Source organism: Flexivirga lutea (genome assembly GCF_054778955.1).
Genome location: NZ_BAAGZB010000006.1, coordinates 12,370 through 33,453, shown reverse-complemented (window position 1 = coordinate 33,453; position 21,084 = coordinate 12,370). Strand labels below are relative to the sequence as shown.

Here is a 21,084-nt window from a genome sequence, read left to right as displayed (position 1 = left end):
TCGACTCAGCACGGTCGATCGGCACCGGATCCGGCCACTACGCTGGGTGCATGAACCCGTCAACCCCCTCGGCTGCGCGCCACCTGCAGCACGACGCAGCGGAGCTCATCCGCGCCGTCAAGCCGAAGCTGCGCGGCTGGCTGCACGCCGGGATGACGCCTTTGGCCGTCGCGGCGGGCATCGTGCTGGTGTGCCTGGCACCGACGGCACGTGGGCGGATCGGAGCGGCGGTCTTCGCGGTCACCGCAGCACTGTTGTTCGGCACGTCGGCCTTCTATCACCGGGGCAAGTGGAGTCCGCGCGTCGAGCAGACGCTGAAGCGGATGGACCACTCCAACATCTTCCTGATCATCGCGGGTACCTACACGCCGTTCGCGTTGACCCTGCTGCACGGCCGCGACGCCGTCAGTCTGCTGTTGCTGGTGTGGGGCGGTGCCGGACTCGGCGTGTTGTTCCGCGTCTTCTGGGTCGGCGCCCCGCGCTGGCTCTACACGCCGATCTACGTCGCGCTGGGCTGGGTCGCCATCTTCTATTTCGGCCCCCTGATGCGTTCCGGCGGCCCCGCCGTCATCACGTTGATCGCGGTCGGTGGCGCGCTCTACACGCTGGGCGCCGTCGTCTACGGCACCAAGAAGCCGGACCCGTCACCGAAGTGGTTCGGCTTCCACGAGATCTTCCACTCGTTCACCGTGGTCGCGTTCATCTCCCACTACGTCGCCGCGTCCCTGGCGATCTACGGTCACGCACACTGACGCCTGTCGACACCGGTGCGTCCTGCTGCGGCCGGTCGTGCGGTGAGGCGGCGCCGTTCAGTTCTCCTGGTGCGGCTGGTCCGGCGACGCTGACTCGCCGTCGGCGGGCGGGCGCGACTGCTCGGCCCGGTGCTGCGCGGCGCGGGTGGCCGAGCGCGGGGCGAGGGGGATTCGTTGCCGGACCGGATGCTCCTGCTCCTCCTGCCATTGGGTCTTGCGCAGGTGGTTGTTCATGCTGCGAAACAGCAGCCAGCACGCGATCGCCAGCCCGAACAGCACGATGAAACCCCAGATGCCCGCGGTCACCGCCACGCTCTCGTTGCCGCCGTCACCCATGGCTGGCCTCCTGTGTCACTCGTTGCTGCACGTCGTCGATCACCGGTGCGCCGAGGTCTCCGGTCGCCATCGCATCGGCGGCCGCGACATCGGCCGGCAGCCCGGCGAACAGATCATCCTCACCCGCGGCCAGCGGCACCCACGACCGCACCAGGTCGAACTCCTCGGTCGGCCAGACTCGTGCCTGATCGGCCGGTGACAGCGCGAAGAACGTGCCGTCCGGGTCGACCTGAGTGGCATGGGCCAGCAAGGCCTGCTCACGCACCGGGAAGTATTTCGAGCACTCCACCCGCGTGGTGACGCGACCCTCGGGCCGGTCCTCGCGGTGCTTGAGCCATTCGGCGTATGGCGACTCGCGTCCCTCGTCGAGCAGCGCCTCGTGGAACGCGATCATCTTGGCCTTGGAGAAGCCACGGTCGTAGTAGAGCTTCAACGGCTGCCACGGCGCGCCCGCGTGCGGGAACGCGTCGAGGTCGGCGGCCGCTTCGAAGGCGGCCAGCGTCACGTCGTGGGTCATGATGTGGTCGGGGTGGGGGTAGCCGCCGTTCTCGTCATACGTGGTGACGACGTGCGGGCGGAACGCGCGGATCTCCCGCACCAGTGCCTCGGTCGTGACCTCCAGCGGCTCCAGCGCGAAGCACCCCTCCGGTAGCGGCGGCAGCGGATCGCCTTCGGGCAGCCCGGAATCCACGAACCCCAGCCAGGTCTGCCGGATCCCGAGGATCTCCTGGGCCTTGGCCATCTCGGCGCGCCGCACCTCGGGCAGATCGCGGGCGATGTCCGCGTTGCCCTGCAGCCGCGGGTTGAGGATGTCGCCCCGCTCGCCGCCGGTGCAGGTCACCACGAGCACGGGGTGACCTTCGTCGACGTAGCGGGCCATCGTGGCCGACCCCTTGCTGGATTCGTCGTCAGGGTGGGCGTGAACTGCCATCAGGCGCAGGGCCTCAGTCACGTGCTGCACTCCTCGTTGTCCATGGTGTCCCATGCTCGGGAAACGGTCCGTTGCCTGTCCGGTGCGGGGGCGACGACGAACCGCCGATCTTCGCGACCTATTGTCTCACTTCATGGCCGTCCCCCGAATTCCACCCGAGCAACGCAAGTGGTGGATCATCGGCACCATCGGCGTGCTGATCATGACGGCCGGCGCGATCTGGTGGGGCATCTCGGCGACGCGCGGGGTCAGCTGGGACAACGGGCCGTTCCAGGTGGTCAACGACCGCAAGGTGCAGGTGACGTTCTACGTCACCAATCAGGACGGCAAACCGGTCAGCTGCACGCTGGAGGCCCAGGACATCAGCCATGGTCGCGTCGGGGTGATCACCGTCGACCTCCCAGCCAGCGACTACACCACCACGGAGTACACCCGGCAGATTCCGACGGTCGCCAAGGCCGTCACCGGATTCGTCGACCACTGCGCATACCGCTGAGCCGCGCCGCGGGTTTCCGGATCGATTCGGGTCCGCACCTGCCCGGTGCTATGGTTGACAGCTATACCCAAGGTCTGGGACCAGCATCCGGCGAAGCACCGGAGCGGCCCCGGACCTCATTGTTTGACCCACTGTTCGACCAACGTGTTCGACCAATTGTTTGACCAGGTCCGACGACCTAAGGAGAGTAATCGTGAGCACCGCTGACGCATCGGCCAGCTTCCTGACCCAGGAGGCCTACGACCGTCTGAAGGCCGAGCTGGACCATCTCTCCGGCGAAGGGCGCACCGACATCGCGGCCAAGATCGAGGAAGCTCGCGAGGAGGGCGACCTGAAGGAGAACGGCGGCTATCACGCCGCCAAGGAGGAGCAGGGCAAGATGGAGGCCCGCATCCGCCAGCTCGAGGAACTGTTGCGCAACGCGGTCGTCGGCCAGTCCTCCGCCACCGAGGGTGTCGTCAGCCCGGGCATGGTCGTCACCGTCGAGATGTTCGGCGACAAGGAGAAGTTCCTGCTGGGCAGCCGCGAGATCGCCGGCGACTCCGACATGGACGTTTACAGCGAGAAGTCGCCGCTGGGCAGCGCCATCAATGGCGCCAAGGTCGGCGACAACGTGTCGTACGAGGCGCCCAACGGCAAGACCATCGAGGTGAAGGTGCTCGAAGCGACGGCATACACCGGCTGACATCGACACGGGCGAAGGGGCGCACGCGGCAACCCGCCGCGCGCGCCCCTTCTCCTGTATGCCGGAGGGTCGGCTGGGTGACCCTCCGGCGTCCAGCCCCGGTCCCCCGACCGCGGGACCTACTTGGCGACGGCCTTCTTGTAGGCGGACGTCGCGAACGGCAGGAAGATCGCCAGCAGCACGACCGCCCAGATCAGCGTGTAGAGATCCGGGTGCTGCAGTGCCCATGTGTATGCCGTCTGCTGGTCGATCTGCGCATGGGACTGCCCCGGCGCCTGCATCGCGTAGAGGTTGCCGAAGTTTTCCCGAGCCGACTGGGTGATCGTCGAGACGGGGTTCCAGCCGGCGATCGTCTTCAGCACCGACGGCATGTTCTGCGACGGCACGAAGGTGTTGGCGATGAACGTGACCGGGAAGATGATCATGAACGAGGCGTTGTTGACCACTTCGGGTGAACGAACCCGCAGACCGACGTAGGCGAACACCCAGGACAACGCGTAGGCGAAGAACAGCATCAACAGGTAGGCCCACAGGGCGTGCACGGGTCCGTTGTGGACCCGCCAACCGATGACCAGACCGGTCGCCGACATGACCACCAGCACGACCACGTTGTTGACGACGTCGGTGAGTGTGCGACCGAGCAACACGGCACTCGGATGCATGGGCAGGGTGCGGAATCGGTCGATGACGCCCTTCTGCATGTCCTCAGCCATCATGTAGCCGGTGATGGTCGCCCCGAAGATGATGGTCTGGGTGAAGATGCCGGCCATCATGAACTCTCGATAACCGGCCTGCACCGCCGCACCCGACCCCGCGAGCGACCCGAACACGTAGCCGAAGAGCAGCACGAACATGATCGGCTGGAGCGTGGTGAAGATCAGCAGGTCGGGCACCCGCCGGATCTTGATGAGATTGCGCTTGGCGACGGTCAACCCGTCACCGATCAGGCTCCCGGTCCTGGGTTGCTGCGGGGCCGTGACCGCTGCTGGCACCGTCGTCTCGGCGCTGCTGAGGGGCGCGTTCATGCGAAATCACCGCCACGTATCAGCAGGAGCGAGGCAGGCAAGGAACGTCGTGGCGTGCTTCTCATGCCGACTCCCCCACCAGCTCGAGCTCCGCATCGGCGTCAGCCTCGGCCTTGTGTCCGGTCAGGCTGAGGAACGCATCGTCGAGCGTCGGCCGACGGATACCGATGTCCTGCACCGTGATCGACTCCTCATCGAAGGCGCGGACCGCCTGCAACAGCGATTGGGTGCCGCCGGTCACCGGCACGATCAGTCGGCGGCTGTGCTCGTCGCGCTCGACAGCTGCCGAGCCGACCACGCCCATGATGTCTGCCGCCTCGGCCAGCCGAGCCGGGTCGGCGACCGTGACCTCGAGGCGTTCGCCGCCCACTTGTGCCTTCAGCTCGTCGGCAGTGCCCTCGGCGATGATCCGCCCGTGGTCGATGACGACGATGTTGTCGGCCAGGCGGTCGGCCTCCTCGAGGTATTGGGTCGTCAGCAGCACCGAGGTGCCGTGACCGACCAGGTCGTTGATCACCTCCCACATGTCGCCGCGGCTGCGCGGGTCCAGGCCGGTGGTCGGCTCGTCGAGGAAGATCACCGGCGGCCGGGCGACGAGTGCACCGGCCAGGTCGAGTCGCCGGCGCATGCCGCCGGAGTAGGTCTTCGCCGGCCGGCCCGCTGCGTCATCGAGCCGGAACTGCTGCAGCAGCTCGATGGCCCGGGTCTTCGCCTCCTTGGGCGTGAGGTGGTAGAGCCGGCCGATCATCTCGAGGTTCTCCCGGCCGGTGAGGTACTCGTCGACGGCCGCGTATTGTCCCGACACTCCGATCTGGCGTCGGACCGCCTGCGGATCGCGCAACACGTCGGCGCCCGCCACCGTCGCCGACCCTGCGTCGGGACGGATCAGCGTGGTGAGCATCCGCACTGTCGTGGTCTTGCCTGCGCCGTTGGGCCCGAGCACTCCGAGCACACTGCCTTCCGGCACTCGCAGGCTGACGCCATCGACGGCTTTCACATCCTTGTAGTGCTTGATCAGCCCCTCGGCTGTGACCGCGTCGGTCATCTCCGTCTCCCTTGTCCAGCTGCCGTTCTACCGTCTCACGGGCCACTGACATCGGGCCTGTCATTTTTCGCGACATATCGTGAGTTCCGGATTGACGATATATCGCGTGTGGGGTCGCGTCAATGCTGTTTGTATGTCGCGCCGTACCAAACCCTCCCCAGGGCAGACATCGGCACGCCCCGGCCCCGACACCCGTACCAAACCCTCCCCAGGGCAGACATCGGCACGCCCCGGCCGGCATACCCGTACCAAACCCTCCCCAGGGCAGACATCGGCACGCCCCGGCCGGCATACCCGTACCAAACCCTCCCCAGGGCAGACATCGGCACACCCCGGCCCCGACACCCGTACCAAACCCTCCCCAGGGCAGACATCGGCACACCCCGGCCCCGACACCCGTACCAAACCCTCCCCAGGGCGGACATCGGCACCGGTCCGGAGGAGCGGACCATCCACGCCTACGACGAGCCGGCGCCAGCGAGACGACGACCGAGACTGAAGGGGCTGCGCAGCGAACTCGTTCGCTGCGCAGCCCCTTCAGTCTCGCGAGGAGTCGAGCAAAAGCCTCAGCCGTCGAGCGCCTGGTGCAGGTCGGCGATCAGGTCGTCGGGGTCCTCCAGACCGACGGAGAGCCGGATGAGGTCTGCCGGGACCTCGAGCTCGGTGCCGGCGACACTGGCGTGCGTCATACGTCCGGGGTGCTCGATGAGCGACTCGACGCCCCCGAGCGATTCGCCGAGCGTCCAGATCTTCGTGCGGCCGATCGCGTCGACCGCATGCTGTTCACCGCCCGCCAGCTGGAAGCTGACCATGCCGCCGAAGCGACGCATCTGCTTCGCGGCGATGTCGTGGCCGGGGTGGCTGTCCAGACCCGGGTAGTAGATGTGCGTGACATCGTTGCGGCCGCGCAGGAACTCCACGACCCTCTCGGCGTTGTCGCAGTGCCGCTCCATCCGGACGGCCAGCGTCTTGAGACCGCGCAGCACCAGCCACGAGTCGAAGGGTCCGGCGATCGCGCCCATGGAGTTCTGGTGGAAGCCAACCCGCTCGGCAGCGTCCGAGAACGCAGCAACGCCAACATTTTCCGCGACGACGACCGCTCCGCCCACGACGTCGCTGTGCCCTCCGGAGTACTTCGTCGTGGAGTGGACCACGATGTCTGCGCCGAGGCTGATCGGCTGCTGCAGGTAGGCCGATGCGAAAGTATTGTCCACGACGAGCAGCGCACCCGCCTCGTGCGCGATCTGCGCGATGGCCGCAATATCAGCGACCCCGAGCAGCGGATTGGTCGGCGTCTCGAGCCAGATCAGCTTGGTGACGCCGGGCCGGATCTCACCGCGTATGGCGTCCGCCTGCGACACCTTCGCCAGGCTGTAGTCGACACCCCAGACCTTCTGCACCTTGTCGACGAGCCGGAAGGTGCCGCCGTAGGCATCAGTGGGGATGATCATGTGGTCGCCCGGCCGCAGGATCGCGCGCATGACACAGTCCTCCGCGGCGAGACCGGAGGAGAAGGCGAATCCCTTTGACCCGCCCTCCAATGCGGCGATGCACTCCTCCAGCGCGGAGCGGGTCGGGTTGCCCGAGCGCGAGTATTCGAAGCCCTCTCGCAGACCGCCGACGCCGTCCTGCTTGTACGTCGAGGTCTGGTAGATCGCGGGCACGACCGCCCCGGTGCGGGGGTCGGGCTCCTGCCCGGCGTGGATGGCGCGAGTGGAGAATCCAGTCATGTTGCCGAGTCTACGGCGACCGTTTCGACGGCTACAGCACCGAGTTGAGTTCCCGCCAGTCGATGCCGCGCGGGGCACGCTCGACGACGGTCTGCACCAACCCCAGTCGCGCGGCGCGCAGCTGCTCGTCGTCCGCCATGAGCATCACGTCATCGAAGTACTTGGTCAACGGTGCGACGAGCGGTAGCGCATCCGGTATCCACTGCGGCAGAGCGTCATTCCCGTGATCGGGCAGCTCGTCGACATACCCGACGAGCGCCTTCTCGGCGTCGGACGCCAACAGCGCCCGATCGTATGACGCCGCGGTGCCGGCCGGCACGATGCGAGTGATGCGCTGCACGGCCTCGACCAGCGCCGGGAAACGGTCGTCGGCGCGGGCGGTCTCGATGTCCGCGAGCGCCTGTGCCGCGACGCCGGGTGCCGATGCCAACGGCGTGACGGTCGCTACCAGACCGACCGGCACACCTTCGTCGCGCAACTGCTGCGCGAATCGACCGACGATGAAATCCTTTGCAGCTGCCAGAGATTCATCCGAAACCTCGATGCCTTGCTGTCGGAGCCGTGCGGCCGCAGCGGCCAGGCCGGCCTCGATCGTCACCCCGCCGAGCTCGCGATGCTCCCGCAGGATCGACACCAGTCCGAGGGCAGCGCGACGCAGTGCGAAGGGGTCGGAAGAACCGGACGGCTTGGCGCCGATGGCGAACATCGCCGCCAACAGGTCGAACCGGTCGGCGAGCGCCAACACCGCGCCGGGCACCGACTCGGGCAGGTCGTCGCCGGCCGCACGCGGCAGCTCCATCTCCCAGAGCGCCTGTGCGACCTGCGGGGTCTCGCCCGCCTTGACGGCGTATTCGCGCGCCATGAAGCCGGCCAGCGACGACAGCTCGATCACCATCTGCGAGGACAGGTCGAACTTCGCGAGCTCACCGGCACGTTCGAGGGTCTGCAGCTCGTCCCCGGAAAGCTGCACAGTGGAAGCGATCTCGCGCGCCACGTCGTTGATCCGGTCTGCGCGGTCGGCCATCGACCCGAGCCGGTTCTCGAAGGTCAGCTTGCCGATGCCGTCACGCAGATCGGCGAGCGACACCTTCCGGTCGGCGTCGTAGAAGAACGCGGCATCCTCGTAGCGGGCACGCAAGACGGTCTCGTTGCCGATGCGCACCAGGTCGTCGTCGCAGTCACCGTTGGCGACGGTGACGAAGTACGGCAACAGCGTCCCGTCGGCACCACGCACCGGCAGATAACGCTGGTGCTTGCGCATCACGGTGGTGAGGATCTGTTCGGGCAGCGCGAGATACTTCTCGCCGTACGTGCCGAGGATCGCGTGCGGCTCCTCGACGAGGTTGGTGATTTCGTCGACGAGCGCCGACTCACCCTCGAAATCGACCGCCCCATCGACGGATTCGGCGAGCGCGCGCGACTGGTCGATGACCTGCTGGCGGCGTGCCGCCGGGTCGACGACCAGTCCGTGCGTCTCGAGCACGTCGCGCAACCGGTCCGCAGCGGGCACCCGGACCAGCGGAGTGGCGTCGGTGCGGTGCACGTAGGTGGTGCGGCCCGAGGTGAGCTGCGACGCCTGCACCGGCACGACCGTGTCGCCCCAGAGTGCCACGACCCACCGGATCGGGCGGCTGTAGGACAGCTGCGGGTCGCACCAGCGCATGTTCTTGTCGGCGCGCAGCGCCTCGACGATGTCACCGATGATCTCGCCGGCCACCGTCAGCACGTCACGTCCGGTTTCGGTCATCTGCACCGCGACATGCTCGGCACCATCGAACTCCGCGCGGACGAGGGCGGCCACGTCGACGTGCTGACCGCGCGCGAATCCCTGTGCGGCCCTGGTGGGTTCGCCGTTCTCGTCATACGCGGCGGCAACCTTCGGGCCCTTGCGCAAGGACTCCGCATCGGGCTCCTGGGCCGCCAACGACGCCACGGTCGCCACGATGCGCCGCGGAGTGCCGACGACCTCGATCGCGCCGTGGGTCAGTCGGCTGCCATCCAGCCGCTCGGTCAGCGAGCTGCGCACGAAGTCGATCGCCTGGTCGACGACGTGCGGCGGCAACTCCTCGACGCCGATCTCGACCGCGAGCGTCTGGTCCTCGGCCGGCAGGGCAGCAAGGTCGACGTCCTCCGGGTCATCCGCGGGGTGCTGCACCGCGGCGCCGGCCAGCACCTTCGGAGCGTCGGCCTTGAGCAGCGGGAAGTCCAGCTCCTGACGTCGTTCGATCCACAATGCGGAGACGTCCCGCGCCAGGCCGCGCATCGTCGAGAATGCCTTGGCGCGTTCGGTCGTGGAGATCGCACCGCGGGCGTCGAGCACGTTGAACGCGTGCGACGACTTCAGCACATAGGTGTATGCCGGCACGGGCAGCCGCTGCTCGATCATCCGCTGCGCCTCGGCGACGTAGTGGTCGAAGAAGTCCTGGTTGACCGCGACGTCCGCGTCGTCCAGGTAGTAGCGGGACATCTCGTACTCCTGCTGACCGAAGGCCTCGCCATACGTGATGCCAGGGGCGTACTGCATGTCCTTGAAGTGCGAAACCCCTTGCTGCGCCATCATGATGCGCTCGATGCCGTAGGTCAGCTCGACGGGAATCGGGTCGAGGTTCTGGCCACCCACCTGCTGGAAGTAGGTGAACTGGGTGATCTCCATGCCGTCCAGCCAGACCTCCCAGCCGAGGCCCCAGGCGCCGATCGCCGGCTGCGCCCAGTTGTCCTCGACGAACCGGATGTCGTGGGCGTGGATGTCGATGTCCAGCGCCTCGAGCGACTCCAGGTAGAGCTCCTGCGGGTTGCCCGGCTCCGGCTTGAGGATGACCTGGAACTGCGTGTGCGTCTGCAGGCGGTTGGGGTTTTCGCCATACCGGCTGTCGTCGGGGCGCACGGACGGCTCGACGTACGCGACGCGCCACGGCTCCGGACCGAGCACCCGCATCAAGGTGGCGGGGTTCATGGTGCCCGCTCCGACCTCGGTGTTGTTGGGCTGCACGATCATGCAGCCGCGGTCGGTCCAGAATTTCTGGAGGCGGATGAGGGCGTCTTGCACGGTCAGCACGCAGGAAAGGCTACCGAGCGCCGTGCTTCCGGCTCACCGCGCGTCCGGCAGCCGGCGTTCCCATTCGCGTTGTATGCCGTCCCCGACGAATCCGAGGCGCCGGTTGACCGCCAGCATCGGCAGGTTGTCGTCGGCATTCCAGGTGAGAAGGCGTCGCGTCGCAGGCGACTCCTGCATGAACGCCAGTGCAGCCGTCGCCTTCATCCGCAGCCCGAGTCGGTGGCCGCGTGCTTCGCGCAGGACGAGCGTGTCGGACTGATAACCGACATCGGGGTCCGTGGTCGACACGGTGATGCGGGTGAAGCCGACCAGCCTCCCGGTGACGACATCGCTGGCGACGACGGTCCGTGCGAGCGCGAACCCGTGCTGCCGGGCGAAGGCCTCGCCCACATCCGCGGCGCCCGCGTCATACTCGGTGGACGCCTGCAGGATGCTCCGTCCGTGCGCCGCGCGATGTCCTCGGCTTCGGCGAGGAGGGCGCTGCCGACCCCGCGACGGCGGTGCTGCGGCAGCACATGCAGCATGATCAGTGCGGCCTCGGTGTTGTCCTGCTGCGGCAGGGCGACCGCCAGCATGCCTACCGCCGTGTCACCGACCTGCGCCAGCCGGTCGGCGTACGCGAAGTCGGTGCGCGTGCGCCGCATCGCGCGCAGTTCCTCGGTCGTCCACGCGGTGCTGGGCCCGGCGTGCAGTGCCGCCATCGACGCGGCCTGGACGGCCACGAGTTCGGCGAAGCGGCCGGCCTCGTGCGGTTCGTCGGATCGGGCGTCGACGGTCGTGATGCGCATGGTGGCGATCCTGCGCGGGGCAGCAGCCCGGACGCCACCGCATTTCGCCGACTCCGGCGCGGTCTTCCCGGATCAGCTGGACGTCCGCTGAGTCCTTCCTTACCATCCCCTTACCCGGCGAGTACGCCGTAGCGCCCTTCTCGCCGAAAGATCTCCGCATGCGCCGTCTGCCCCACGTGCTGGCCGCCACCTGCGTCGCCGCCGGTATGACGTTGTCCCTCGCCGCGCCGGCGAACGCCGCGCCCACCCTGAAGTTCGCCCGCTTCTACGCCGACCAGCCCGGATCGGACACGCCCTCCACGACGACCCGGCTGAACCGCGAATACATTCAGGTCAAGAACGTCACCCGCAAGACCATCAGCCTGAACGGCTACCTGATCCACGACCGGAAGAACTACCACGTCTACCGGTTCCCCACGACGTTCCGGCTCGGCGCCGGCAAGACGGTGACCGTGCACACCGGCAAGGGGCGCAACACCTCGAGCAACCTCTATTGGGGCATGCGGTCGATGGTGTGGAACAACACGACCGACACGGCATACCTGATGAAGGGCCGCACCAAGATCGCCACCTGCACCTACCAGCAGACCGCGGCGCAGAAGCGCGCCAAGACGGGCTACAAAAACTGCTGACCGCCGGGGAAGGCTTCGGCCGCCCCGTTCGTTGTGCAGTGCATGAGCTTCCTCTTCGGCCGCAAGACCACGATGGTGTCCCCCGGCGACGCACTGCCCGGTCGCCAGGCGCAACTGCCCGGCATACCGGAGCAGCACGAAGTGCTCGGCACCGCCCTCGGCGGTCCGTGGCCGGAGGGCACGCAGGTGCTGTATGTCGCCATGGGCTGCTTCTGGGGCACCGAGCGCATCTTCTGGCAGCAGCCCGGAGTGGTCACGACCGCGGCCGGCTACATGGGCGGCTTCACCCCGAATCCGACCTACGAGGAGACGTGTACCGGCCGCACCGGGCACACCGAAGCGGTGCTGGTGGCCTACGACCCGGCCAGCACCACCCCGGAGCTGCTGCTCAAGGCGTTCTGGGAGAACCACGACTCCACCACCGCGAACCGGCAGGGCAACGACATCGGCACGCAGTACCGGTCGGCGATCTACTGGACCACTCCGGAGCAGGAGCAGGCCGCGATCGCCACGCGCGACGCCTTCCAGCAGGTGTTGCACGACAACGGTTTCGGGGAGATCAGCACCGAGATCCGCTCCGCTACCGAGGCCGGCCCCTTCTACTATGCCGAGGACTACCACCAGCAGTACCTGCACAAGAACCCCGCCGGCTACTGCAATCACGGACCCAACGGGATGACCTGCCCCGTCGGACTGGTCCGGCAGGACCAGTTGCCGAGCCAGCAGTCGGTGCTGCCGCCGGAGTGAGGCATAGGGCGCGATGCTCAGGCAGTCGCGCCGTCATACCACCGCAGCACCCGCAGGGCCCGCAACGTGTTCCACCGGCTCGGCCGGCCGTCGCCCTCCTCGACCTCGAAGTGGACGAGGCCGGGATGGGTGTTCTCCTGCAGCCAACGACCGTCCGCCTGCTGCTTGGAGCGAAGGTGCGCGACGGCCTCGGCCAGCCGCGGGTCCGGCGCACCGCCCGCGGCACGGAAGTAGTCCAGACCACGCAGCACGTCGTAGTGCCACTGCGGCGGGAAGGAGAACCGCAGCCAGTCCGCGTCGGCGATCTGGCCGGTGCTGGCCCGGCGGAACAGGTTGCGCTGCAACAGGTACTCCTCCCCGCGCCGCCGGGCCTGCGCCACCTCGGGCCCGCCACCGGCGTGCTCGTGGTCGAGCAGACCCTCCAGCACGCAGATCGTGGTGTGGAACGACGAGCGCATCGAGCCGTTCTCCGCCTCGCAGTTCCAGCCACCGTCCTCGAGCTGTTCACCCAGCAACCGCTGCACGATCCCGTCGACGTCCTGGCCGAAGTAGGCGCCGACCGAGACGGTGCCTCCGTTGATGCACGGCTCGACCTCACCGTCGAAGAACGCCGAGCCGTCGTACTCCCAGCGGCACCCCTCGCGCACATTGTCGACGGCATGGACCACCGCCGGATCGGCCGGATCGACACCGAAGGTGCGCAACAGCCGCAAGGTCGGCAGGGTGGCGGTCCACGGCTGCCCCTGCGGGTCTCCGACCGGGCCGTCCGGTGGCCGCCAGTCCGCACCCGGGAAGCAGGCGCCACCGGCCCACGCGCCGTCGGCATACAGGTCGAGCAGCCTGCTGCCGTGTCCCGTCCGCGCGACCAGCGCTCGCGCGGCCGACACCTCCCCCGGCGGCGCGTCGGTCAGGTCGCGCAGCACCTGCCAGCGGATCGAAGGATCTCCCTCGAGCAGCCACGTCGCCACATCGCTCATCGCATCACCTCTGCGTCTGCGGGTCTTCCCCGGTGCTCGGCACGCTAGGCGCCACCACCGACACCGCGAGCGCAGTCGTATGACGAGAGACGGCCACCGGGTCCAAGATGGAGTCATGAGCGACGACATCACGGTGTGCGACAACCCCGACCAGAGCCGCTACGAAGCACGCATCGGCGGTGTGGTCGCCGGCTTCGCGGTCTATCGGCTCTCCGAAGGACGGATCACCTTCGTGCACACCGAGGTCGACCCGAAGTTCGAGGGCAAGGGTGTGGGTTCGGCGATCGCGCGTCATGCACTGGACGAGGTGAAGGCCCGGGGCGAACGCTCGGTGGTCCCGGAGTGTCCCTTCATTAAGGCGTGGATCGACCGCCATCCGGACTACCGGGCCCTGGTTCACGAGGACTGAAAGGATCCGCGAATCCTTCGTCGGGTGAGGCAAACCCGAGTATGGTCGCCACACTCGGCTGGTCGCGCGCCACATTGCCACCTACGCTGTGGCACATGAAGATGAGCGCCTCCCTTGAGAAGAAGTTCAACGCCCAGATCACGCTGGAGTTCGAGTCCTCGATGGTCTACCGCCAGCTGGCGATCGAGATGGAGGATCAGAACCTCCCGGGCATCGCCGCCTGGTTGCGACACCAGGCGGACGAGGAGATCGTCCACGCGAACAAGTTCATCGACCACCTGAGCGACCGCTCCAACCACCCGGTCATCGGCGCGATCGAAGCGCCGAAGGTCAAGGCGAAGTCCGTGCTCGATGTCTTCGAGGCAGCGCTGTTCCACGAGCAGAAGGTCTCCGCCTCAATCCGCAACCTCTACGCCGCGACAGAGAAGGACGGCGACCTCGACTCACGACCGCTGCTGATGTGGTTCCTCGGTGAGCAGATCGAGGAGGAGGCGACGGTCGACGAGATCGTGGGCCGCATCAAGCTGATCAACAACGACGGACCGGGCCTGCTGCGTCTCGACGAGGACCTGGCCCAGCGTCCCGCTGCCAGTACCGAGAACACTGCCGGCTGAACCCGCCGGTGCCCATGGGCGCCCCGCCGCGAGCCGGTCATCGATCTTCGGTGACCGGCTCGTGCGCGTCCAGGATGCCGTGCACCGCCTGGAGCCACGCGTGCGGCCGGTCCAGGTGCACGTCGTGCCCGGCCCCGGCGATGGTCGTGCATCCCACGTCCCGGCTGGCGCGCATCCGCTCCACCTCCTCGGCGGGTATGGCGCTACGCTCGCCGACCACCAGATGCGTCGGCACCTCCACGGACTCCCAGGCCCGCCACCGCGGCAGCACGTGGACCGCGCGCAGCGCCTCGACCAGCACGTCGACGTCCCAGGAGGCGACCAGGCCGCCGGCATCGAACTGCAGGCCGTCCGCCCACGCCTCGCCCGCGTCCGGCGTACCGCCGAAGAAGTCGATGAACGCGTCACGGTCCGGGAAGTGCGCCGGCCAACTGCGCAGCCACTGCTCGACTGGCGCGGTCGCGGCATCTCCCCCGCCGCCCACCCCAGCTTCGACCATCACCAATCTGCTGACCAGCGAAGGGTTCTCGGCCGCGACGAGCATCGCGGTGTGGCCACCCATCGACCGCCCGACGAGCGTGACCGGACCGCTGCCGAGGCGCTCGATCAACGCCACCACGTCCGCCACGTATGCCGCCCGGGTGACATCCTGCGGTCGGCGCGTCGAATGACCGTGCCCACGCTGCTCGAGAGCGACCACCCGATGGGTGTCGGCAAGTCCGCGTAGGGTGGCCGACCACTCCTGCGCCGTGCCGGCCAGGCCGTGCAACAGGACGACCGGATGATCGCCGGAGCCCGCCTCGGCATACGCCAGCTCGACCGGACCACGTGCCAGGGTGCGCCAGGCGGCAGAAGCGATCACCAGGCGATTATGGCTGTCCATCCGGTGTTGCCGGGCACCGCGTCCGAGGCGTGCACCCGATTGACTTTGTCGAACACGTGTTCGATCATGGAATGCATGACCGCCACCACCGCAACGCGGGTCGCCGAGTTGCACGAGCTGCTGCAGCGCCATGAGCAGACACCTGCCGCCGGCAGCGTTCCGGTGCATCCCGCCCTCACCGAGTTGTTCCCCCGTGGGCTGCGCGCCGGCGCGGTCTACACCCTGCAGGGCTCCATGAGCGCCGCACTCGCCCTGCTCGCCGGCCCGTCCCTGGCCGGCTCGTGGTGCGGTGTCGTCGGACTCCCCGATCTGGGCATCGAGGCGGCAGCCGAATGGGGTGTCCGGCTCGACCGGCTGGCCTTGGTCCCCCAGGTCTCCCCCGACGATTGGACCTCCGTGGTCGCCTCCTTGGTCGAGGTCACCGCACTGGTCGTCGCGACAGCACCGGAGCACCTCTCCGGCGGTGAGGTCTCCCGCCTGCTCGCCCGGCTGCGGACCAGCGGCAGCACACTGGTCGTCCTCGGCGACTGGCCCCGTGCCGCTGCCGCCCTCACCGGGCGCATCACCCGCTGGGACGGCCTGTACGACGGCCACGGCCACCTCTCCGGCGGTGTCCTGCGGCTCGCGACGACCGAGCGTCACCGCACCCGGCACGTCGACCTCACCCTGCCGGTCCGATCATGACCGGCACCCGCTGGTCGAGTGCGGTGAGGAACGAGCCGTGTATCGAGGCCGAGGGTGTGATCCGACCATGATCGGTTCCTCGCCGGTGCGCGTCATGCTCCTCTGGTGCCCTGGCTGGTCGGTGCTGGCGGCGCGGCTCACCCAGGGCATCGCAGCGGACGCGCCACTGGCACTCACCGATCGCGGCTTCGTGGTCGCCTGCTCCGCAGCCGCCAAGCTCGAAGGCGTCACCGTCGGCCTGCGCATCCGTCAGGCACAGCACCGGTGCCCGGAGCTGATCGTGCTACCGCACGACCTGGTGGCCGAGGCGCGTGCTTTCGAGCCGGTGCTGCACGCTGTCGAGGAGAAGATCCCCGACGTCCATGTCGTCCGGCCGGGCATCGCCGCGGTTCGTGCCCAGGGCGCGGGTCGGTTCTACGGCAGCGAGCACGCCGCCGCGAGCGCTCTCTTCGCCCACCTGCACGACTTCACCCGGCACGAGCTGCGACTGCCGGTCGACCTGCGCGTCGCGGTCGCGGACGGCCTCTTCGCCGCCGAACAGGCCGCCTACGCCAGTTCGACCGTCGCACCGGTGCATCTCGTCCCCGCAGGTGGGTCGCCCGCCTTCCTCGCCGACCTGCCGGTCGGCGTGGCGTGTGACAAGAAGCTGGACAACCTGTTGCAGCGCATGGGCATTCGCAAGCTCGGCGATCTGGCGCAGTTGCCGCGCGACCAGGTGCATGCCCGCTTCGGCGCAGCCGGCCTGCGGGCACATCAGCTCGCCGGTGGCGAGGACACACCCATCCTGGTCCCGCGCACGGTGCCGCCCGAACTAGGCATGCAGGTCAGCTTCGACCCGGCCACGGACCGGATCGAGCAGGTCATCGCGCACTGCGAGGCCGCAGCCGATCACTTCGCCCGGCTGCTCACCCGGTCCTCGCTGATCTGCACCGAGATCAGGGTCACCGTCCACCTCGAGCCCGATGCCCTCTTCCAGCGGCTCTGGCGGCATCCCTGGCAGTTCGGGAGCGTCGAGGTGCTGGACCGGATCCGTTGGCAGCTGGAGGATCTCGCGGCGGAGGCGGTTACCGTCGACGACGACTCGCTGGGGGCGTCGGTGCTCTCGGTGCAGGTGCTCCCGGAGTCGGTCGACAATGCCGAGCACCACGCCCAGGGTCTGTGGGGTGACCGGCCGGACGAGAAGGTCGAGCACGCCCTGACCACCCTGCAGCACCGGCTCGGCCATGATGCCGTGCTCACCTCGACGGTGGCCGGCGGACGCCTCCTGCACGAACGCCGGGTCCTGCGCCCCTGGGGCGATGCACTGCCGACGGTCCGCGAGCGCCGCCTCGAGCAGCCTTGGCCGGGCACCGTGCCCGGCCCCGCCCCCGCCACCGTCTTCAGCAGTGCGAGCCAGGTGCAGGTGTTCACCGACACCGGCACACCTGTCACCGTCGACGGCCGTGGGGCGGTCAGCGGGCAGCCGGCATGGTTGCGCACCGCTGAAGGGCACCTGCGCATCGCGCAGTGGGCGGGGCCGTGGCCGATCCAGCAGCGTTGGTGGCGCAAAGGCAAGCGCCTCAACCGTTTCCAGCTGATTGACAACCGGTCGACAGCGTGGCTGTTGCTCGCCGACGGCGATACCTGGTTCACCGAGGCGAGGTATGACTGATCTCACTGGTCGAGCGTCGTCCAGAGTAGGTCGGAGCTTGCGACGACCGTATCGAAGGGTAGGCCGAGCGCTAGCGGAGCCGTATCGAGGCCAAGAGATCCGGCGAGGTGATGGCTGATGGGGTGGAGCAATCCCGCCATACCGTGGTCGCAGCTGGAGCAGGCGTTGTCCCACGGCATACGACCCGAGGAGCGGAAGACTTCGTGGGGTGCGGCCGACGGCGGGGACGGACCGGTGTTCTCCCGCAAGCGCAAGCCGTTCCGGCCGTCCGACCTGGGCGAACCGACAGGGCCCGTGGTGCCGTATGCCGAGCTGCATGCGCACTCCCACTACAGCTTCCTCGACGGTGCGGCGGCCCCCGAGGAGCTGGTCACCGAGGCCGCACGACAGCGCTTGCACGGATTGGCCGTCACCGATCATGACGGCCTCTACGGCATCGTGCGTTTCGCGGAGGCGGCCGAGAGTTACGGTCTGACAACCGTTTTCGGCGCCGAGCTGTCCTTGGGGCTGACCGCTCCGCAGAACGGCATGCCCGACCCCGAGGGCACGCACCTGTCGGTTCTCGCGCGCGGCGCCGAAGGCTACCGCCGGCTGGCCCGGGCGATCACCGAAGGCCAGCTGGCGCAGGCCGCGGAGAAGGGCAAGCCGCTCTACGATCTGCCGGCCCTGGCCGAGGAGGCCGACGGCCACTGGGTGGTGTTGACCGGATGCCGCAAGGGCAGCGTGCCGAGCGCGCTCGCGCAACGCGGTCATGACGCCGCTGTGACCGCATTGCGTTCGCTGCAGGATCTTTTCGGCAAGGACAATGTCTTCGTCGAACTGACCGACCATGGCGATCCGCGCGACAGCACGACCTGCGACCGGCTCGCCGGTGTTGCCCGAGCGGCGAGCGCACTCACCGTCGCGACCAATGCAGTGCACTACGCCGGCCCGGAGCAGTTCCCGCTGGCCACCGCGCTGTCCGCGGTCCGGTCACGCCGCAGCCTGGAGGAGCTGGACAGCTGGCTGCCGGCGCACGGGTCGGCATACGTGCGTAGCGGGGCGGAGATGGCACAGCGCATGCGCCGCTTCCCGGGTGCGGTCGAACGCACCGTCGAGATCGCCGACGACCTGGGCTTCAGCCTGCGCGCGGCATCGCCGCGGCTGCCCCGTCAGGAGGTTCCTCCCGGGCACACTCCGATGAGCTGGCTGCGCGAGTTGACGATGCGCGGGGCGGCGGAGCGCTACCCGAAGAGCGACCGGGCGGCATACGCACGCATCGAACGTGAATTGAATGTCATTGAGAAGAAAGACTTTCCGGGATATTTCCTGATCGTGCACGAGATCGTGCAGTTCGCCAGGGGCCGCGGCATCCTGTGCCAGGGGCGCGGTTCGGCTGCAGCCTCCGCGGTCTGCTACGTCCTGGGCATCACGGTGATCGACCCTCTCTTCTACGAACTGCCCTTCGAACGCTTCCTGTCCGAGTTGCGCGAGGAGGCCCCCGACATCGACGTCGACTTCGACTCCGGGCGACGGGAGGAGGTCATCCAGCACGTCTATCAGCGCTACGGCCGGCGCAATGCGGCGCAGGTCGCCAACGTCGTCACCTACCGGCCCAAGAACGCCGTGCGCGACATGGCCAAAGCGCTCGGTGCGAGTCAGGGGCAGCAGGACGCGTGGTCCCGGCAGGTGGAGCGGTTCGGCGCGGAGATCTCCAGCGCCGACCATGACATCCCGGCGCCGGTGATCGAGCTGGCGACACAGGTGCTCAGTTACCCGCGGCACCTCGGCATCCACTCCGGGGGCATGGTCCTCACCGACCGGCCGGTGAGCGAGGTGTGCCCGATCGAGCACGCACGGATGACGGATCGGACTGTCCTGCAATGGGACAAGGACGATTGCGCCTGGATGGGGCTGGTGAAGTTCGACCTGCTCGGGCTCGGCATGCTGGCCGCCCTGCAGCACACCTTCGACCTGGTCGAGCGGCACACCGACGAGCGGTGGCGCATCGAGACGTTGCCGCGCAACGAGCCCGGCGTCTACGACATGCTGTGCCGGGCCGACTCGATCGGTGTCTTCCAGGTCGAGAGCCGCGCACAGATGGGCACCCTTCCGCGGCTGAAGCCGCGCTCGTTCTACGACCTGGCGGTGGAGATCGGGCTGATCCGTCCCGGACCGATCCAGGGCGGTGCGGTCCATCCCTACATCCGCCGGCGCACCGGCAAGGAGCCGGTCAGCTATTCGCATCCGCTGCTGGAGCCGGTGCTCGAGCGCACGCTCGGGGTGCCGCTCTTCCAGGAGCAGTTGATGCAGATGGCGATCGCGGTCGGCGACTGCAGCCCGGCGGACGCGGATCTGCTGCGGCGAGCGATGGGGTCCAAGCGCGGGGTGGAGCGCATCGACTCGTTGCGCACCAAGTTGTATGACGGCATGGCCCGCAACGGCATACCGCCGGAGACTGCGCAGGAGATTTACGCCAAGATCGAGGCGTTCGCCAATTTCGGTTTCGCCGAGTCGCACGCGCTCAGTTTCGCCGTGCTGGTCTACGCCAGTTCGTGGCTCAAATTGCATTACCCCGCAGCCTTTTTGGCCGGTCTGTTGCGGTCGCAGCCGATGGGGTTCTATTCGCCGCAGACCCTCACCGGTGATGCCCGCCGGCACGGGGTGGAGGTGCGCTCACCCGATCTGCTGCGCTCGGGTGTGCACGCCGACCTCGAGCCGGACTCCGCCGATGCCGTGCAGCAGCGCGGTGGTCGCGACGACTGCCTGCGCGACCACACGCAAGAGGAGATCGGTGATTTCGACGCATCGGCACCACCCGACTGGCAGTTGCACCGACGCGACTGGCATTTCGCGGTGCGACTCGGCCTGGCCGACATCTCCTCCCTCGGGGAGAGCGCGGCTGAGCGCATCGTGCGCACCCGAGATCTCGACGGGCCGTTCACCGACCTGGCCGACCTGGCACGGCGTGCGGACCTGGACACCGAGCAGATGGAGGCGCTGTCACTGTCCGGTGCGTTGGACGCCTTGACCGGATCCCGCCGGGACGCTCTATGGCGTTCGGCGGAGGCCGCCTCGATCCGTGGTGACCAGTTGCCGGTGCGAGTGCCCTACCAGCCACCGCTGTTGCCGGAGCTGTCCATCGGCGAACTGCTGATGCACGACCTGCAGGCGACCGGGATCAGTCCGGGCGATCACCCGATCCGGCATGTCCGCGCCGATCTGGATGCGCGTGGTGTGCTGCCGATCGAGCAACTGCAAGGTTTCCAGACCGGTCGCCGGGTGCACGTCGGTGGAGTGGTCACCCATCGGCAGCGCCCGGCGACGGCGGGTGGCATCACCTTCGTCAATGTGGAGGACGAGACCGGCATCCTGAATGTCATTGTGTCGCGCGGAGTGTGGCACCGCTATCGGCGCATCGCACGTGCGTCACCGGCCATGGTGGTGCGCGGCATCCTGGAGCGTTCCGAGGACGGTGTCACCAACTTGCTCGCCGATCGCCTGGAGCACCTCACGATCCATGTGCGGACCAGGTCCCGCGACTTCCGGTGACGGTCACCCGGCGCGCGAGGAAGACCCACTCCTTGCCCGGCCGGTCCGGCGCGTCGCGTACCTCGACGACCTCGAAGCCGTGTCGGGCAAGGTCGCGCGTGATCTCGTCATAC

General features: G+C 68.2%; 20 protein-coding genes and 1 pseudogene. 11 read left to right on the top strand and 10 right to left on the bottom strand.

Features of this window, described 5'->3' with window-relative positions; genetic code table 11:
• Positions 1-50 precede the first annotated feature (50 nt).
• On the top strand, positions 51-752 hold the full coding sequence (gene trhA / locus ACYVBN_RS17175) for a PAQR family membrane homeostasis protein (RefSeq protein ID WP_460601571.1): 702 nt from the start codon (positions 51-53) through the stop codon (positions 750-752).
• A gap of 57 nt (positions 753-809) precedes the next feature.
• On the opposite strand, the gene ACYVBN_RS17170 is transcribed toward trhA, so the two are convergent.
• Together ACYVBN_RS17170 and mca are read right to left on the bottom strand one after the other, a co-directional pair.
• Positions 810-1,088, bottom strand: coding sequence for a hypothetical protein (locus ACYVBN_RS17170; RefSeq protein WP_460601570.1), 279 nt, complete (start codon positions 1,086-1,088; stop codon positions 810-812).
• The gene (mca, locus tag ACYVBN_RS17165) at positions 1,081-2,040 is read right to left on the bottom strand and encodes a mycothiol conjugate amidase Mca (protein ID WP_460601569.1); all 960 of its coding nucleotides are present in this window, start codon (positions 2,038-2,040) and stop codon (positions 1,081-1,083) included. Before mca ends, ACYVBN_RS17170 begins: the two co-directional genes overlap by 8 nt.
• Positions 2,041-2,152: 112 nt before the next feature.
• Between mca and ACYVBN_RS17160 the strand changes: the two genes are divergently transcribed.
• Both ACYVBN_RS17160 and greA read left to right on the top strand, forming a co-directional pair.
• Entirely contained in the window at positions 2,153-2,515 is a 363-nt protein-coding gene (locus ACYVBN_RS17160) for a DUF4307 domain-containing protein (protein ID WP_440282454.1), read from the top strand.
• 190 nt (positions 2,516-2,705) lie between these two features.
• Entirely contained in the window at positions 2,706-3,200 is a 495-nt protein-coding gene (gene greA / locus ACYVBN_RS17155; RefSeq protein ID WP_460601706.1) for a transcription elongation factor GreA, read from the top strand.
• A 119-nt stretch (positions 3,201-3,319) separates the two neighbouring features.
• Here greA and ACYVBN_RS17150 read toward each other — a convergent pair whose 3' ends face one another.
• From ACYVBN_RS17150 to ACYVBN_RS17125, 6 genes and pseudogenes are all read right to left on the bottom strand, one after another.
• A complete protein-coding gene (locus tag ACYVBN_RS17150; RefSeq protein WP_460601568.1) occupies positions 3,320-4,225 on the bottom strand; it encodes an ABC transporter permease in 906 nt (301 codons plus the stop codon).
• Between the two features lie 61 nt (positions 4,226-4,286).
• Positions 4,287-5,270 (bottom strand): DrrA family ABC transporter ATP-binding protein, encoded by a 984-nt coding sequence (locus ACYVBN_RS17145; RefSeq protein WP_460601567.1) that lies wholly within the window; start codon positions 5,268-5,270, stop codon positions 4,287-4,289.
• A gap of 566 nt (positions 5,271-5,836) precedes the next feature.
• On the bottom strand, positions 5,837-7,000 hold the full coding sequence (locus tag ACYVBN_RS17140) for a PLP-dependent aminotransferase family protein (RefSeq protein WP_460601566.1): 1,164 nt from the start codon (positions 6,998-7,000) through the stop codon (positions 5,837-5,839).
• A 31-nt stretch (positions 7,001-7,031) separates the two neighbouring features.
• On the bottom strand, positions 7,032-10,055 hold the full coding sequence (locus ACYVBN_RS17135; RefSeq protein WP_460601565.1) for an HD domain-containing protein: 3,024 nt from the start codon (positions 10,053-10,055) through the stop codon (positions 7,032-7,034).
• A 33-nt stretch (positions 10,056-10,088) separates the two neighbouring features.
• Positions 10,089-10,445 (bottom strand): GNAT family N-acetyltransferase, encoded by a 357-nt coding sequence (locus ACYVBN_RS17130; RefSeq protein ID WP_460601564.1) that lies wholly within the window; start codon positions 10,443-10,445, stop codon positions 10,089-10,091.
• A gap of 104 nt (positions 10,446-10,549) precedes the next feature.
• Positions 10,550-10,699 (bottom strand): annotated as a pseudogene (locus tag ACYVBN_RS17125) (hypothetical protein); the annotation flags it as partial.
• Between ACYVBN_RS17125 and ACYVBN_RS17120 the strand changes: the two are divergent.
• The 3 genes from ACYVBN_RS17120 to msrA all read left to right on the top strand — a co-directional run bounded on the left by ACYVBN_RS17120 (position 10,629) and on the right by msrA (position 12,222).
• Positions 10,629-10,934 carry a hypothetical protein gene (locus ACYVBN_RS17120; RefSeq protein ID WP_460601709.1) on the top strand — a complete coding sequence of 102 codons (306 nt, stop codon included), beginning with the start codon at positions 10,629-10,631 and terminating at the stop codon, positions 10,932-10,934. The pseudogene ACYVBN_RS17125 and the gene ACYVBN_RS17120 overlap by 71 nt on opposite strands.
• Before the next feature lie 67 nt (positions 10,935-11,001).
• A complete protein-coding gene (locus ACYVBN_RS17115; protein ID WP_460601563.1) occupies positions 11,002-11,475 on the top strand; it encodes a lamin tail domain-containing protein in 474 nt (157 codons plus the stop codon).
• Between the two features lie 42 nt (positions 11,476-11,517).
• Complete coding sequence (gene msrA, locus ACYVBN_RS17110; RefSeq protein WP_460601562.1) at positions 11,518-12,222, top strand: peptide-methionine (S)-S-oxide reductase; 705 nt, start codon at positions 11,518-11,520, stop codon at positions 12,220-12,222.
• 17 nt (positions 12,223-12,239) lie between these two features.
• On the opposite strand, the gene ACYVBN_RS17105 is transcribed toward msrA, so the two are convergent.
• On the bottom strand, positions 12,240-13,199 hold the full coding sequence (locus tag ACYVBN_RS17105; RefSeq protein ID WP_460601561.1) for a hypothetical protein: 960 nt from the start codon (positions 13,197-13,199) through the stop codon (positions 12,240-12,242).
• A gap of 115 nt (positions 13,200-13,314) precedes the next feature.
• Here ACYVBN_RS17105 and ACYVBN_RS17100 point away from each other — a divergent pair, with 115 nt between their 5' ends.
• Positions 13,315-13,608 (top strand): GNAT family N-acetyltransferase, encoded by a 294-nt coding sequence (locus tag ACYVBN_RS17100; RefSeq protein ID WP_440282445.1) that lies wholly within the window; start codon positions 13,315-13,317, stop codon positions 13,606-13,608.
• Positions 13,609-13,703: 95 nt separating this feature from the next.
• Positions 13,704-14,222: a ferritin gene (locus tag ACYVBN_RS17095; protein ID WP_440282444.1), complete on the top strand. Its 519-nt coding sequence runs from the start codon at positions 13,704-13,706 to the stop codon at positions 14,220-14,222.
• A 37-nt stretch (positions 14,223-14,259) separates the two neighbouring features.
• Here ACYVBN_RS17095 and ACYVBN_RS17090 read toward each other — a convergent pair whose 3' ends face one another.
• The gene (locus ACYVBN_RS17090) at positions 14,260-15,084 is read right to left on the bottom strand and encodes an alpha/beta fold hydrolase (RefSeq protein WP_460601560.1); all 825 of its coding nucleotides are present in this window, start codon (positions 15,082-15,084) and stop codon (positions 14,260-14,262) included.
• A 96-nt stretch (positions 15,085-15,180) separates the two neighbouring features.
• Between ACYVBN_RS17090 and ACYVBN_RS17085 the strand changes: the two genes are divergently transcribed.
• The 3 genes from ACYVBN_RS17085 (at position 15,181) to ACYVBN_RS17075 (ending at position 20,971) form a co-directional block, all read left to right on the top strand.
• Positions 15,181-15,789: a hypothetical protein gene (locus ACYVBN_RS17085; RefSeq protein ID WP_460601559.1), complete on the top strand. Its 609-nt coding sequence runs from the start codon at positions 15,181-15,183 to the stop codon at positions 15,787-15,789.
• A 67-nt stretch (positions 15,790-15,856) separates the two neighbouring features.
• Positions 15,857-17,440: a DNA polymerase Y family protein gene (locus ACYVBN_RS17080; protein WP_460601558.1), complete on the top strand. Its 1,584-nt coding sequence runs from the start codon at positions 15,857-15,859 to the stop codon at positions 17,438-17,440.
• Between the two features lie 117 nt (positions 17,441-17,557).
• Entirely contained in the window at positions 17,558-20,971 is a 3,414-nt protein-coding gene (locus ACYVBN_RS17075; RefSeq protein ID WP_460601557.1) for an error-prone DNA polymerase, read from the top strand.
• Positions 20,972-21,084: the final 113 nt, after the last annotated feature.